The sequence below is a fragment of the Gemmiger formicilis genome (assembly GCF_024462815.1).
GTDB lineage: Bacteria > Bacillota > Clostridia > Oscillospirales > Ruminococcaceae > Gemmiger.
Window position 1 is genome coordinate 194,567 of sequence record NZ_JANGCG010000001.1, and the last position, 14,939, is coordinate 209,505.

11 protein-coding genes are annotated in these 14,939 nt (G+C 52.8%); 8 read left to right on the plus strand and 3 right to left on the minus strand.

Features of this window, described 5'->3' with window-relative positions; genetic code table 11:
* Positions 1 to 122 precede the first annotated feature (122 nt).
* The 8 genes from NE623_RS00935 (at position 123) to rsmA (ending at position 9,438) form a co-directional block, all read left to right on the plus strand.
* Positions 123 to 2,102, plus strand: a complete 1,980-nt coding sequence (locus NE623_RS00935; RefSeq protein ID WP_256271073.1) for a polysaccharide biosynthesis protein — start codon at positions 123 to 125, stop codon at positions 2,100 to 2,102.
* Positions 2,103 to 2,106: 4 nt separating this feature from the next.
* Positions 2,107 to 2,733, plus strand: a complete 627-nt coding sequence (locus tag NE623_RS00940; RefSeq protein WP_256271072.1) for a sugar transferase — start codon at positions 2,107 to 2,109, stop codon at positions 2,731 to 2,733.
* Positions 2,734 to 2,978: 245 nt separating this feature from the next.
* Entirely contained in the window at positions 2,979 to 4,064 is a 1,086-nt protein-coding gene (locus tag NE623_RS00945) for a PucR family transcriptional regulator (RefSeq protein WP_256271071.1), read from the plus strand.
* 166 nt (positions 4,065 to 4,230) lie between these two features.
* A complete protein-coding gene (gene ftsE, locus NE623_RS00950) occupies positions 4,231 to 5,001 on the plus strand; it encodes a cell division ATP-binding protein FtsE (protein ID WP_256271070.1) in 771 nt (256 codons plus the stop codon).
* A gap of 22 nt (positions 5,002 to 5,023) precedes the next feature.
* On the plus strand, positions 5,024 to 5,929 hold the full coding sequence (gene ftsX / locus NE623_RS00955; protein WP_256271069.1) for a permease-like cell division protein FtsX: 906 nt from the start codon (positions 5,024 to 5,026) through the stop codon (positions 5,927 to 5,929).
* A 29-nt stretch (positions 5,930 to 5,958) separates the two neighbouring features.
* On the plus strand, positions 5,959 to 7,173 hold the full coding sequence (locus NE623_RS00960; protein WP_256271068.1) for a murein hydrolase activator EnvC family protein: 1,215 nt from the start codon (positions 5,959 to 5,961) through the stop codon (positions 7,171 to 7,173).
* 162 nt (positions 7,174 to 7,335) lie between these two features.
* Positions 7,336 to 8,553, plus strand: a complete 1,218-nt coding sequence (locus tag NE623_RS00965) for a S41 family peptidase (RefSeq protein ID WP_256271067.1) — start codon at positions 7,336 to 7,338, stop codon at positions 8,551 to 8,553.
* A gap of 21 nt (positions 8,554 to 8,574) precedes the next feature.
* Entirely contained in the window at positions 8,575 to 9,438 is an 864-nt protein-coding gene (gene rsmA / locus NE623_RS00970) for a 16S rRNA (adenine(1518)-N(6)/adenine(1519)-N(6))-dimethyltransferase RsmA (protein ID WP_256271066.1), read from the plus strand.
* A 438-nt stretch (positions 9,439 to 9,876) separates the two neighbouring features.
* Here rsmA and NE623_RS00975 read toward each other — a convergent pair whose 3' ends face one another.
* The 3 genes from NE623_RS00975 to NE623_RS00985 form a co-directional block, all read right to left on the minus strand.
* Positions 9,877 to 10,080 (minus strand): hypothetical protein, encoded by a 204-nt coding sequence (locus tag NE623_RS00975; protein WP_256271065.1) that lies wholly within the window; start codon positions 10,078 to 10,080, stop codon positions 9,877 to 9,879.
* A gap of 143 nt (positions 10,081 to 10,223) precedes the next feature.
* The gene (locus tag NE623_RS00980) at positions 10,224 to 11,492 is read right to left on the minus strand and encodes an AAA family ATPase (protein ID WP_256271064.1); all 1,269 of its coding nucleotides are present in this window, start codon (positions 11,490 to 11,492) and stop codon (positions 10,224 to 10,226) included.
* 150 nt (positions 11,493 to 11,642) lie between these two features.
* Complete coding sequence (locus NE623_RS00985; protein WP_256271063.1) at positions 11,643 to 14,939, minus strand: DEAD/DEAH box helicase family protein; 3,297 nt, start codon at positions 14,937 to 14,939, stop codon at positions 11,643 to 11,645.

The following is a 14,939-nucleotide window of genomic DNA, read 5'->3' on the forward strand; positions in this document are numbered from 1 at the left end:
ATTTCCCTTTGCCCCGCAAAATCGGGACAAAGGGATTTTTTTGTGCTATAATAGAGGAATCATATGATTATAAGTGCGGCTTTTTGAAGCCGATATGCTATATTTTGGTTAGGGGAAACAAGATGCAACAGGATTCCAAGCAACTTATCAAGGGTCTGCCGCGCCGCATTGCGCTGATGCTGCTGGACTGCGGGCTTATCGTAGTATGTTACTGGCTGGCCGTTATGCTGCGCTTTGACAGCGGCGATGCCTACCGCCGTGTGGAGATACTGCGGGCAATGGCCCCCATGCTGCTCTACGTGCTGCCCATCTATATGATTGTTTTCTGGTTCGGCGGCCTGTATGAAATTATGTGGGAATACGCCGGTATGCGGGACCTTGCCCGCCTGACCTGCCTTTCGGGTCTGGCCACCGGCCTTATTATGCTGTTTGACCTGATTTACCACAACCGCCCGATTTCCGGCGCAGTGCTGATTTTCGGCGCAGTGTTCAACACCGCAGCCATTGCAGGCGTCCGCTTCCTGTGGCGGCTGGTGCGCACGGTGCAGGATGCCAAGGCCAACAAGCCGGCCGATGATACACCGCTGCTGATTGTCGGTGCCGGCAACGCGGGCGCGTGGGCCGTCAACCTCTGCAAGAACAAAAACCAGAGCTTCGGCAACCCGGTCTGTCTGGTCGATGATGATCTGACTAAAAAGGGTCTGCGTGTGCAGGGCGTGCCGGTGTGCGGTACGATTTCCGATATTCCGGAGCTTGTGCGCAAGTACCACATTCTGGAAATTGTCATCGCCATCACCACGGTAAAGGGTGACCGCCTGAGCGAGATTATCAACCTCTGCAACTCCACCCACTGCCGTGTGCGGATGCTGAGTGACCCGCAGGCTGTGGACGAAAACGGCAACCCTGTGGCCGCAGGCTTCCGTGAGCTGAACACGGCGGATTTCCTTTCCCGCGATGAAATCCAGCTGAACAACGCCCAGATTTCCGAGTATCTGCACGATAAGGTGGTGCTGGTCACCGGCGGCGGTGGTTCCATCGGCAGTGAGCTCTGCCGCCAGATTATGCGCTACCAGCCGCGCCGCCTGCTGATTTTTGACATTTATGAAAACTGCGCCTATGAGCTGGAGACCGAGCTGAAAAACAAATACGGCCCCGAAGCGCCCATCATTACCCTCATCGGCTCTATCCGTGACAAGGCACGTCTGGACGAGGTGTTTGACACCTACCATCCGTCGGTGGTTTTCCACGCGGCGGCGCACAAGCACGTGCCGCTTATGGAAATCAGCCCCGCCGAGGCCGTCAAGAACAACGTCTTTGGCACAAAGAATCTGCTGACCTCCGCCGCCGAGCACGGGGTAGAGCGCTTTGTGCAGCTCTCCACCGATAAGGCCGTCAACCCTACCAACGTTATGGGCTGCACAAAGCGCCTGTGCGAAATGCTGATTCAGACCTTCTCCCGCGGCACCACCATGACCTGTGTGGCGGTACGCTTCGGCAACGTGCTGGGCAGCCACGGCAGTGTTATTCCACTGTTTGAGGAGCAGATTAAGCGCGGCGGTCCTGTGACCATCACCCACCCGGACATTGTGCGCTACTTTATGACGATTACCGAGGCGGCGCAGCTTGTGCTGCAGGCTGGCGGCCTTGCCAAGGGCGGCAGCATCTACGTGCTGGATATGGGTGAGCCGGTCAAGATTATGGATCTGGCCACCCGCCTGATACGCTTCTACGGCTATGAGCCGGGCGTGAATATGCAGATTAAGGTTACCGGCCTGCGCCCGGGTGAGAAGCTCTATGAGGAGCTGCTGATGGACACCGAGCAGGACAAGATGGGCAAGACTGCCCACAACAAAATTTTCATTGCCCCGCCGATGCAGATTGATCTGGAGTTCTTCTATAACGAGCTGCAGAAGCTCAAGGAGGCCTCCAAGCACAATGACGACGAGGTTGTGACTGTGCTGCAGGAGATGGTGCCTACCTACCACCCCAACCGCCGTGTACGCGCCGACCACACGGTTGTGGCCGCCACCGGCAACACCGAGATTTTCTCGAAGGAGGAAATCGAAAAGCGCCTGCAGAGTTCCGAACACAAGGAGGGCTGACCCTATGTACGAGCGTTATATCAAGCGTCTGCTGGACATTATCCTCTCGCTGACAGCCACAATTATTCTGGCTATCCCGATGGGCCTTGTAGCACTCTGGATTAAGATTGACTCCCCGGGGCCTGTTTTCTTCAAGCAGCGCCGTGTGGGCAAGGGGAAAAGCCACTTCAACATTTTGAAGTTCCGCACCATGCGCGGCGATACCCCGCACGATGTGCCCACGCACCTCTTGCAGAATCCCGACAGCTACATTACCAGAAGCGGTGCCTTCCTGCGCAAGACCAGTTTGGATGAGCTGCCGCAGATTTACAACATTCTGGCCGGGCAGATGAGCGTTATCGGCCCGCGCCCGGCGCTGTACAACCAGTATGACCTGATTGAGGCGCGGGATAAGGTGCACGCCAATGATATCCGCCCTGGCCTTACCGGTCTTGCCCAGATTAATGGGCGCGACGAGCTGCCTATTGACGTGAAGGCGCGCTATGATGGCGAGTACGCCGCAAATGTTACATTCTTACAGGATTTCAAAATCTTCTTCCACAGCATCACCTATGTGTTTGCGCGCCGCGGCGTTGTGGAGGGCGGAACCGGCGCCATGAACCAGACAAATAAAGAGAAACCGTCAAAATGACGGACGCTGTACCCGCCGCAAACCCTGCGCCGGGTACTTTTTGAGTGACAAATTGAAATATGTACAAGAAAATCTTTCTTTTTTCGTGAAAATATGTTGCAAAAGCCAAGTGAATTGTGTAAAATATACATTACAAGGTTTTGGCTTTCGGGCAGATTACCAAACGGCATTTTGCCAAAAAATATAGCCCGCACTGCACACCGGTGCAGACTGTCTAAATAACAGCTAAAGGGGAGTCACATAGTATGGCTAACAGGGTATTCCAGAACGTGGTCTACCAGATGAAGGACGCAGTGGATCGTGTTGTCGGCGTGATTGATGAGACCGGCACCGTCATTTCCTGCTCCGAACTGGGGCAGATTGGTGAGGTGCGTGAGGGTGTTGCCGCTGTACGTCAGACAGCCGGGGATGCCTTCGTGCGCGATGGCTATGCCTATCACCAGTTCTCCAACGCAAAGCACAATGACTACGCCGTCTTTGTGGAGGGCACGGACACCACGGCAGAGCAGTTTGCTGCCATGCTTTCCATCAGCCTGCAGAGCATCAAGCAGTACCACGATGAAAAGTTTGATAAGACAAACTTTATCAAGAATGTGGTGCTGGATAACATTCTGCCCGGTGACATTTACGCAAAAGCGCGGGAGCTGCATTTCGTCTCCGATGTGCAGCGCGTTGTCCTGCTGATTCGCGTTACCTCCGGCAATGATATTTCCGCCTATGACGTTGTCAGTGGCCTTTTCCCGGACAAGCAGAAGGATTTCGTTTTCAATATCAGCGAGACTGACACCGTTCTTGTCAAGGAAATCAAGCCCGAAAACAACACCCGCGATATGGAAAAGCTGGCAGCCTCCATTGTGGATACGCTGCAGGGCGACCATTATATCAAGGCGGTTGTCGGCATCGGCACGCCTATCGGCAACATCAAGGATCTGGCCTCCAGCTTCAAGGAAGCCCAGATTGCGATGGAGGTCGGCAAGGTGTTTGACACCGAGCGTCAGGTTATCAGCTATGATCATCTGGGCATTGCCCGCCTGATTTACCAGCTGCCCACCACCCTGTGCGAAGCCTTCCTGCGTGAGGTATTCAAGCAGGAGAGCATCGACAGCCTGGACGCCGAGACGCTGTTCACCATCCAGCGCTTCTTTGAGAACAACCTGAATGTCTCCGAGACCAGCCGCGGTCTGTTTGTCCACCGCAACACGCTGGTCTATCGTCTGGAAAAAATCCGCAAGCTGACCGGTCTTGACCTGCGCAACTTTGATGATGCCATCGTCTTTAAGGTAGCGCTGATGGTCAAGAAGTATCTGTCCGCCAATCCGGCCAAATATTGATTTTAATAAAACTTTCACAAATGGCGCTGCATCGCAATGTAGCGCCATTTTCCTTGTTTGGCAGTCAGAAAGCACCTTGACCGGAGCCGGGCTTCATGGTATTCTATTATATGTATGACTGTAACCTGAAACAACCAAAGCCGCACCGCGGCAGGAGCTTGCCCCTATGATTGACTTTGAACACGTCTATAAAACCTACGAAACACACAACGATGAAAACGTTGCGCTGGAGGATATCAATATTCATATTGATGAAGGTGAATTTGTCTTTATTCTGGGCCATTCCGGCGCAGGCAAGTCCACCTTCCTGAAGCTGATTCAGATGGAGGAAAAGCCCACCAAGGGCAAGGTATTCATCAACGGTCAGGATCTGACCCGCATCAAGCGCCGCAAGGTTCCGTATCTGCGCCGCCAGATGGGCGTGGTCTTTCAGGACTTCCGCCTGATTCCCACCATGACCGTCTATGAGAACGTGGCCTTCGCCATGCGCGTGACGAATATCTCCACCAAGAAAATCAAGGACCGCGTGCCCTTTGCGCTCTCCCTTGTCGGTCTGGAGGATAAGCTCGACCGCCTGCCGGACGAGCTTTCCGGCGGTGAGCAGCAGCGTGTGGCGGTCGCCCGCGCATTGGCCCACGGCCCCAAGCTCATCATTGCGGACGAGCCCACCGGTAACATCGACCCCGAAATGTCCATGGACATTATGCAGCTGTTTGAGGCTATCAACAAGGTCAACATCACCGTTGTGGTTGTAACGCATGAGCATGAGCTGGTTCACAAGCTGGCCCGCAAATACGGCAACCGCGTCATCACGCTGGCCAACGGTATGGTTGCCTCGGATACAGCCCACCCGGAGGTTGCACGCCGCTACGCCGCCGCTATGGCCGAGCGCGAGGCCGACGAATACGATGATGACGCGTACGATGACGAGGATTGATTACTGACAAAGAGGGGACACCATGCGTTTTTCCAGCTTTACTTATCTGGTCGGTCAGGGCCTGCACAATCTGCGGGCCAACCGGCTGATGACCTTTGCCTCTATGGGCGTTCTGACCGTCTGTATGCTGTTAATTGGCGCAGCGTATCTGCTGGGCGTCAACATTGATGCAATGGTTGCCTACATCGGCGACCAGAACGAGACGGTTGTCTATATGAATGACGATGCCAGCGAGGAGCAGATTGCCGCCGCCGATACCGCCATCCGCAACACCCCCCACGTGGTGGGCGTGACCTATATGTCGCCCGAGGACGTTCTGGCAACCTACGGCGATATGCTGGCAGAGTACACGAACCTGCAGCAGGTCTTTGAGAATGATAACCCCTTTACGCCGAACTACCGCGTCTCGGTGGACGGCCCGGACAACATCGGGGCTGTCTCCGCGCAGCTTCTGCAGATTGACGGCGTGGCCAGTGTCAATGCGCCGCTTGCCATGGCCGATACCTTCACCTCTCTGCAGCGGGTCATCAACTACGCCTGCTACGGCATTGTTGCGGTGCTGGCCATCGTGTCCATCGTGGTCATCAACAACACCATCAAAATCACCGTCTTTAACCGCCGCAAGGAAATCGGCATTATGAAGCTGGTCGGTGCCACCAACGGCTTCATCCGCTTTCCCTTCTTTGTCGAGGGTGTCACCTCCGGCCTGATTTCGGCCGGCATTGCCTCAGGCATTGTCTGCGGTGCCTATTATGCGCTCTGCCGCTGGTATGCCGAGAATCCGTCCAACCTTTCCCAGATGTTCGGCGGCTCTCTTGTGCCGCTGGAAAACGTCTGGTACTACATCGTCGGCGGCTTTGTACTGCTGGGCTTTGTGCTCTGCGGCCTTGGCACAGCCACCAGCATCCGCAAGCATCTGAACGTATAACAGGGGACTACGAGGAAAGTTAAACAACCATGAAACATCTATCAAAAGGGAAGAAGTTTATTTCTCTCCTGCTCAGCGTTGCGGTTGCCATGACCATGACGCTGTCCACCGTTATGACACCGCTGGCAGCCTCCTCCAGTGTCAGCGATTTGCGCCAGAAGCTGCAGGAGCAGCAGGCCGAATTGGAAAAGGTCAACCAGCAGCTGAAGGAAACCCAGAGCACCAAGGCGGACGCGCAGGCCCTCAAGCAGCAGCTTGAGCAGCAGAAATCCCTGCTGCTTGGTCAGATTGCGAACCTGACGGAGCAGATTGGCAAGCTGGACAATGACATTGTGAACAAGCAGGATGAAATCGCCCAGAAGCAGCAGGAGGTTGACCAGAAACAGGCCGAATATGACCAGCGCTGGGAGGACTTCAAGGGCCGTATGAAGGCCATGCAGCGGCTGAATGACGGCGGTTCGATTGCGTTGCTTTCCAGCGCAACCAACCTGTATCAACTGCTGACCTTTGCCACCACGCTGGAGCAGATTGTCAGCAAGGATGAGCAGATTTGCCAGCAGCTGGAGGACGAGCACACCCAGCTGGAACAGCAGAAGGCAGAGCTTGAGCAGGCCAAGGCCGATTTGGAAGCCACCAAGGCCGACTATGAATCCCAGAAGGCCGCGCTGGACAGTAAAACCAGCGAGCTTGCCCAGAACATTTCCCAGACCAATGCCAGCATTTCCGAGGCTGAGGCCGAGGAGCAGGCTCTGAAGGAAGCCCAGATCGAGGCCAACAAGCGAGTCGATGAAGCCGCCAAAGAGCTGGACGCCGCGCTGAACGCTGCCAACCAGGCCTACGGCAATGCGTCCATCCAGTGCTCGCTGGACTTCGGCCGCCCGCTGGCCACCTACAAGTATGTTTCCTGCTACTTTGGCGGCAACGGCCACCGCGGCACCGACTACGCCGCACCGGGCGGCACCTCGATTTACGCCGTCACCGGCGGCGTTGTCACCGCCGCCGCTTACCACTACAGCTGGGGCTACTATGTGCAGGTCTACCACGGCAAGGATGATAAGGGCAACAGCTATTCCACACTGTACGCGCATATGAACAGTGCCCCCATTGTCAGTGTGGGAGATAGCGTTTCCAAGGGCCAGACCCTCGGCTATGTCGGCTCCACCGGCAACTCCACCGGCAACCATCTGCACCTGGAGATGAAGGTCAACAACGTTCTGGTCAATGTTATGAACTACCTCTCATAATCGGAAAGGGGAGCTTTGTATGAAACCGCAGAAGCATAAAACCGCCGTGCGCATTTTCTGCCTGGTGGTTGCCGTTCTGATGGTGCTGAGCCTTTTCTCTACGGTATTTTTCTCGCTTACCTACGGGGTATAAACGCAAAACAGTAAGGAGCCATCAGATTCATGAGCAAAAAAATCAGTCTTGGCGTGGCCGCTACCATCGCCATTATTGCTATGGCCGTAACCTTTTCGCTGACTATGGTTGTTTCTATGCAGATGTTCAACACCACCGTGTCCAGCGTCAAAAACAAGGAACGTCAGTATAATAAGCTGTCCGAAATCGACCGCTTTGTCCGTTCGGGAGAGTACTTTTCCATCGACGAGGACACACTGAATGACCGTCTGGCCGCTGGCTATATGAACGGCATCGGCGATAAATACGCCGTCTACTATACCGCTAAGGAGTACAGCGAAAAGCAGGCTGTCGAAAAGGGCACCCTGACCGGCATCGGTGTGGCGGTTGTCAACGATTCTTCCTCCGGCTACGCCCGGGTTATCCGCGTGTATGACAACTCCCCGGCCAGCGAGGCGGGGATTCAGGTCGGTTGTTTCATCACCGCCATTGACGATGAGCCCACCCGGAATATCACCTCCAGCGCCCGGCTTACCTCCAAGCTGCTGGGCGAGGAGGGCACCACCACGAACATCACCTACCTGACGCCCGACCGTCAGGAGCAGCAGCTCAGTCTGGTGCACTCCAACTATCGCACGCCTTCCATCTCCACCGCACAGCTGACGGCCGAGACCTGCGGCTATATCCGCATTGACGCCTTCTCAACCGGTACGGCCAGCGAGTTCAAGACCGCAGTTGATAACCTGCTGCAGCAGGGCGCTGCCTGCCTTGTCTTTGACCTGCGCGACAACACCGGCGAGAATCTGAACGCGGGCCTGGTTGCCGCTGACTACTGCGTGCCTTCCGGCGAGATTGCCAAGGAGCAGGACAAGGACGGCAACATAACCGTGTTGCGTATGTCTGACGAGAACGAAATCAACGTCCCGATGGTCTGCCTTGTCAATGGCTCCACCGCAGGCAGCGCCGAGTTGTTTGCCAACGCACTGCGCAAGATGGGCGGTGCCACGATTGTCGGCACCAAAACCGCCGGTAAGGGTGTTGTGCTGAGCGATGCACAGAGCTTCTCTGACGGCTCTGCCGCGTATATTACAACCGGTCTGCTGCTGGACAACGAGGACCAGACCTGGGACGGAACCGGCCTGACGCCGGATATTGACGCTACGCTCTCTGTCGATGAGCAGAACGCCTACTACGATTACACCATCAACACCGACCCCCAGATCAGCAAGGCTGTCAATGCAGCCATGTCACTGACGGGCCAGAACTGACACCCGGAAAGGAAGTCCACCGTGCCCACATTGACCGATTTGTCTACCATCCGTGACCTGTGTGCACGGTACGATTTTGAGCTGTCCAAGGGCTTCGGCCAGAATTTTATCATCAACCCCGGCATCTGCCCCCGCATTGCGGATGCCGCCGGCATAGGCCCCGGCTGGGGCGCGCTGGAGGTCGGTCCCGGCATCGGCGTACTGACCGAGCAGCTTTGCAAGCGTGCGGATAAGGTTGTTTCCATTGAGGTTGACAAGCGTCTGCCCCCGCTGCTGGAGGAGACGATGGCCGACTACGATAACTTCAAGCTCGTTTTGAATGACGTGCTGAAGGTCGATTTGAAGGCTCTGCTGGCGCAGGAATTTGGCGATAAGCCCGTGGCGGTCTGCGCCAACCTTCCGTACTACATTACCAGTCCGATCCTGATGCGTCTGCTGGAGGAAAAGCTGCCCATCCGCAACATTACCGTTATGGTGCAAAAGGAGGCCGCACAGCGCCTTTGCGCCGCCCCCGGCACGCGTGACGCCGGTGCCATCAGCTATGCGGTTTCGTATTACGCCGAGCCAAAACTCCTGTTCAGCGTGCAGCCCGGCAGCTTCTATCCGGCCCCCAAGGTGACCAGCGCTGTTATCCGTCTGGATGTCCGCGAGAAGCCGTCTGTGGAGGTTCCGAACGGTGATGAGGCCACGTTCTTTGCCCTCATCCGTGCCGCCTTCTCCCAGCGCCGCAAGACCGCCGCCAACGCGATTGCCAACGGTCTGCACCTGCCCAAGGCGCAGGTTCTTGCCGCCCTGCAAACCGCCGGTCTTGACGAGCGCAGCCGCCCCGAACAGCTGACATTGCAAGACTACTGCGCCCTGCAGACTGCATTGTCCAATACATGATACCCCACGTTCCCGGTAAGTTTTCTGCTTACCGGGAATGTTTGCGTGTAGAACATACCACAAAAAAATCACCCCATAGATTTTTACGCAAGATAACATACTTACGTAATTCTCTATGGGGTAATTCTATGGGTGAAGAGTTTTTCTTCACAATCGCGTGGGAGTATATAGAGTAAGGTGCAATAAGGAAATTCTATTCAAAACATTCCTTACATACGCACTTTTTTGCTGTTTCTATATTGCGCTCTTTCCGTTAAAGAGAGCGTTGAATGTTTATACAAACAAAAGCAGCCGTCTTTATTATACCAACATCAGCTAACAAGGCAACCGTCCTCGCATAGAGGGCGGCTGCAATCTAAAGATTTCGTTGTAACTGGATATCGATTAGCGTTACTTGACTATGTAGAATCACTCACAAGTGCTGAAGATTACCATTCCTCAATTACCGAAGCCATACTTTTCTTCCAGCGACTTTTCCTTTTCAGCATCAATGTCGCAGGAATTTTTTATGACCCCAGTAAGAGAATCTGTCAAGTCAATGCGTGCTGACTTATCAGCGATTACCACAGAATCAGGTTCCACACACTTTGAATTGGTGTGTTCTGCGCAAATCTGCTGCTGTTTGCCTTCATCAGCAACCATACCGTATCTCCAATAGTTCCAATCCAACAAAAGAAAACATAGCGTCAACTATGAATTGTGCGCTGTTGTATCCGACCTTGCCCGCATTTTCAAATAATCGCCCCTGTATATCGCACAACTACGACTGCCACAGTCCTAGCATTTTACCACAACTCTTCAATTTCGATATTGGGGGTCGCCCCATATTTTCCAAGAAGGTATCCTTTGCGGATATTTTCTGTTGTTTGAGCCGAGAAATCACGGATACCATATAGTTCCGACACGCCCTCGCTATTCTTGTCCACGAAATAGAGTTGTTCTTTTCGGAGCAATTCCATGTCCAGCAATTCGGTGTTGTGCGTTGTAAAAACAATCTGTGCGCCATTGGGGTTAGTCTTTTTGCTCTGGAACTTAGCAATGACAAATTCGACTAAGGCCGGATGCAGTTCTTTTTCTATACCATCTACCAGCAAAAGCCCACCTTTGGTCAATACAGATTCAATCGCGGGAGCAAGCGCCATCAGTTTTCTGGTGCCGTCCGATTCATCGGCAAGTTCCATCGTATAAACACTGGGTTTTCCGATTTTATCTTTGCCTTGGTGTATTGATATTGCCTTTAGATTCGTTTCCGAATCATTGGAAGTCTCTGAAAGCAATCGCATAAATTGCACCAGCTCAGCTCTGATTTCTTCCGAGGAAGCAGCTTCTTCATCAATTTGTTTACCGTTGATTTCGAATCGCATATCTTCGATACCAACATCCGCAGCCTTCGCATAATTAGAAATGGCTCTCAAAATATTGGCATCATTGGGGTATTCAAGTAACTGCCGTGGAATATCCGAGTAATCTCTTGAGAAATAAATCATTTCCCGGAACCACATCATAGCCTTAGCGCAATCCACATCATTCATTGTACAAGCAACCGAGAAGAATAACTGATTTTCTGCTACGACTTGACTAATCAGTTTTCTGCGGGCTTTCCCTTCTGTGAACGAAAATTCTTGTCCCTCTCTGGCAAAAACCAGCGTTTTTCGTCCTTTTGGCGCATGATACAATAATTCGGTATACACTTTTTCCCTTGTAGCTGAAAACGAATACCAGTATCTGATTCCATCCAGCGTATATAGGAAGGAAAATTTAGTCGGCTCAGATGCAGAATAATCATTTAGTGCAAAGGGAGTCACAGGTATCGAAGCTTTTTCGTGCTGTGTTCTCTGCGCATTTCTAATGAACTGAACAGCAAGCCAAAAAGCTCGAATTACGTTACTTTTTCCTCCACCGTTTTTTCCATAAATGGCAGTGCTTGGCAAAATAGGCGTTCCGCCAAATGGAATAAGGACGCTCTTTAGTGTGCTTGACTTGGTTGCTTCCAGAGAAAGAATGGCTTCATCACGAAAAGACCTATAGTTCTTTACACTAAATTCAATCAGCATATTCTCACCTCTTGCGACACCTTATTTCAGAGCATTGCATACTTTTAGCATTCTATTAAAAGAGGCCCTATCAGCACGATAGAGCCTCTGTATGTGTTGTCTGCCTTTACCAGTATTATACTAAGGGCAAAAAAGACTGTCAACCGTATATTACCCAAACAATTCGTCCAGCTTCTCGCTCAGCGTGCCATCCTTTGCATAGGGCAGCGCATCGCACCTACGGAAGTTATACTGCTTTCCGCTATGCTCCTCAGAGAATCCAAGAATATAATTTGTCGCAATGCGATAGATAATTTCGGACGGGGCCAGACCATAGACCTGCTTTTCAAAGATATGTTCCAGCCGCTCCTTGGGGTCAGGGAACGCGGCTTTCATACCCTCGCTTTGGTACAGGCGCTTCACGATTTCGGTAATGTACAGACCCGATTTCATGTATAGGTCAATAAAGGTCTTGTTCGGGTCGTCAAAGCAGCCGGGATTTTCTTCTTCCAAAAGCGATACCATCTTTGCCACGGTTGCTTTCGGGGTAAAGATTTGGTTCGTGCGCTGCGGCGGGATGTAGTCGAAGATGTCCTTTTCGTTTGCCGGGTCAAAATAGTTTGCCAATTCACGCTTTAACCGCAGGAACTCTTTGATGGAATCATCAAACACGACTTCATCGAACAGCTTTCCATCAAAATGCTTTGTCTCTCCTGTAGCGGTATCCTTGTAATCGCCGCCATCGCGCAGGAACCGGAACTGCTCCAGCGTGATGCTGGTGACCTCTTGGAAAACTTCATCGGGAACGATTTGGTCGAAGTTAGCAAGGGTGGTATCCCCTGTACCGTAGGCCATCAGGAACGATGGAATCGTGCGGGCAAACCCGCGCAGATGGTCGCGGATGGTATCCTCCACATCGTTCTTTTTGCGCTCCTCAATTTGCGTCTCATAGCTGCGGACAGTCTCTTTGGCGGCATCCTCCACAAAACTGCTGACTGTATCATTCAAAGCAGCTTTCAGCTTTTCAGTAGCCTCTGCCTTTTTCTGGTCGAACTCCTGATTGATTTTTTCCTGCTCGTGGGGCGCAGCAGCGGCCAACTGTTCATGGCGCTCTTTTTCGATTTGGTTGGTTTCGATACGGTAGTCACCGTAAGTCCGCGCCACCAGACGGTCCGCATCCTCGCCCAGCTTCTTTTCTACGCGCTTGGCATCCGAAGCCTTGATTTCCGTGCCATAATTGGAGGTAGCAGCGGCAACGATAGGTTTAACTGCCTGCGCCTTGAAAGCCTCCTGCAACGCTTCCAGCGCCTTATCCTTGGGCTGGTTGTCAACGGCGACTTTATCAATAGCCTGCGTAACCTGTTCACCGACAGTATCATAGATTTTATCGCCAAAAATGTCATCAGCCAGACCGATAACATAGCCCTCATCTACTTTGACATCGCCGTTTTCATCCACATGGACGCGGTCCAAGTCTTCTTTCTTAACTTCCTGCTTTTTCGGTTCATCCACGGGGGTGAACTTTGTAATAATGTCCACAACCGCCTGCGGAGCACCGAAGATGTTGGAAATGTTTTGGAACAGATAATTGGACATAAATCCGCGATTCACAACTTCTGTGGAGCGAATCTTTCGCGGAATAGAAAGCACCTTTTCGGCATCCAGCTCCACCATCTCGCCGTCTTCATCCTCACCGATGACCGGGAAGAAGTTCAGCAGTTCCTTGATGTGCTTTTTGCGGGTTTCGGTATCTCCGCGCCCGTCGGATGTGCTGGTATACAGGTCATTTGCGAACTCCTCAAAAATCATAAGGGTTCGCGCAGGGTCGAAGTCGAAGATATATGCATTCTCCTTGCGGTAGAACTTGCCTTTGTCGCGGAACAAGCACGGATTCTGCGCACGGAACGCCGCCTGCATATACAGGGATGCGCTCTTGATACTGCTCAGCATCAGCACCGCAGTCCATTCCGGAATCGTAACGCCTGTGGTAAGCTGACCGACAGACAACGTAATCGTCTTGTCGTTCTGGGCAATAGCCTCGGTCACGCTGTCAAACGCTTTCTTGGCAGAATCATCATCATTCAGCCTGCCGTCACCCACTGCCGCGACGACCTTGTAATCCTTGAAAACAGGATGGTTGTTCAGCTTGCGGGCCAGAGCCTTGGCGCTGTCCACACGGTTCAGCAGCCAAAGCGTATGCTTTAATTCATCGCGCAGTTCCGGGGTAGAAAATGGGAACTTGGTCTGCGTTGTCAGTGCATCAAGGAACTTGTCCACCGCGCTGTCATGCACAAAGTTTCCGGCCTGATTAACTGCAAAAAACTCATTCAGGTCAAACGCCCATTCTTCTGTCTCGCCGTTGATTTCAATGCCCTGCTTTAGTTCATCCCGAACGACCTCGGACATCTGATAGGTGAACATATTAAGCTGCGGCAGATTCGCGTAGGGATTCTGCTCGCTCTGGTCGCCCTGCCAATCGCGTTTTTTCTTCTGCTCGTCTGCATAGGTCCAGTTATAGATGGCGTCCTCTTTGAATTTTTCGCTGGCAATGGCCTTAAACGGCGTGCCGGACAGATGCAGCGTAAAGTTGCGGTCAATATGGTCGAACGCCACATCCGTCTTGTAGGTGTCTACGCCCTCGTGGGCTTCGTCAATAATCAGAACATCCCAGTGAATGTCGTTGACCTCTTTCAGCTTTTCAAATTCACCGCCAAAGTAAATGGAGCCTTTGAGGTCCTGCAAGCTGACGAACTCGATGCACTTGTAGTCGCCGTTGTTCAGCATATCCAGATACTGATTGCGGCTCACAACAAAAGGCTTCCCCTGCAGGGAGCTGGTATCGCTCACAAACAGATACCCGGAATCGGGACCGAGAAACTTCTCGTAGTCGGAATACCACGAGTTTGCAATCGCGGGGCGGTTCGTCACGATAAGGACCGTGTCCGCGTTCATCTGCTTACACAGTTCATAGGCTGTCAGCGTTTTGCCAAAGCGCGGCTTAGCGTTCCAGAGATATTCGCCCTGTGTATGTAGACGGCTATAATCCAGCGTTTTCTCTACGGCTTCTTCCTGCTCCTCGCGCAGATTATACGGGGTTGCGGCGGTCAGCGATTGCAAAATACCGCGATTCGCACGGAAATCATAGAAGTGGTTGCGGGAAACAGGTCCCGTCACATGGAACCATTCGTTCTTGGGGTCGTTCTCAATGTTCAGCTTGCGCAGGTAACGGTGGAAATCCTTATCGGTAAATGTATCACCGGAGCCGTCCTCGAATGTAGCATTGCCGCGCCATTCTTCCTTGTATTCCACATCGGCAGTATGGGTTTGCTGACTCAGACGCTTGTCTACGTCCTGCTCGGTGTAGCCGATTTTCGTCCAACCGTTGTGGCGGGCAATCTCAGGAGTGGTATAGGCATAAATCATCGGAACAACGCGGTCCGTTGTTTTGATGACGATTTTGGTGCTCAT